A 954-nucleotide genomic window follows, 5' to 3' on the forward strand; every position below is an offset into this window, starting at 1 on the left:
ATGATGAGTTCCTCCTCTTGTTATTATACATTTTATTTGTATCAAGGGAATATCTCATTTTTGTTTTGTACTAATTAGATGCTAACATCAATGTCAATGATGTTGAGAGGCTGCATGGGTGTGTGGCCTCTTTTCTTTTTTTGTTGGTGAGTCCTCCTTCAGCATGTCTTTATGACGGAACGGACGCCGAGGCTCAGGATACTGTCCGGTCTGCGGCTTCGTCGGGGGCTGGCTTCTAAGACGCCGGAAATCTGCTAAAACCGCTGAAAAAAATCCAGAACTCGCTCCTGCGTCGCTCAGACAGCTGGATTTTTTTCAGCAACGCAGATTCCCGCCGTCTAAGAAGCGCACCCCTCCTGCAGAGGCAGAGCCAGACAGTATCCTGAGCCTCGGCTGTGCATTCAGGCCGGAAAGGAAAAAAAATCCTGTAGGCAATAAACAATAGTATACATCCTTTGTTATCCCCAATCTATCGCAATACAATAAAATTAATGTAAAAAAATAAAAAAAGGTGTTGACAAACAATAGTGTATTCCGCTATAATTAACCATGCGTTTCGGATGAAAACACAGAAGAAATGCACTCCAATTTAATAAGAAATTATAAGTTCGGAGTCTGGAGAAGTACTCAAGAGGCCGAAGAGGTGCCCCTGCTAAGGGTATAGGTCGCTAACGCGGCGCGAGGGTTCAAATCCCTCCTTCTCCGCTATTTTTTTGAAAAAATAAATTTTTCAAAAAAATGAAAAAACTTGTTGACAAACGCTTGTGGATGTGATAAAGTAAACAAGCTGTCAGCGAGACAGGAAATCATCAAAAAAAGAGTTTGAAAAAAGTTGAAAAAAGTACTTGACAAACGATTTGAGGTGAGATAAAATAAACGAGCTGTCTGAGAGACAGACACAACAAACCTTGATAACTAAACAGTGAAACACATACGATTCTCGAAAATTTCTTT

General features: G+C 40.8%; 1 tRNA gene. It reads left to right on the forward strand.

The annotated features are described in order from the left end of the window. Positions 1-617 precede the first annotated feature (617 nt). Positions 618-705 (forward strand) — tRNA-Ser (locus ACTNDQ_RS15385). Positions 706-954: the final 249 nt, after the last annotated feature.

This window comes from Blautia massiliensis (ex Liu et al. 2021) (assembly GCF_052064225.1).
In the GTDB taxonomy this organism is placed as follows: Bacteria; Bacillota; Clostridia; order Lachnospirales; family Lachnospiraceae; genus Blautia_A; species Blautia_A fusiformis.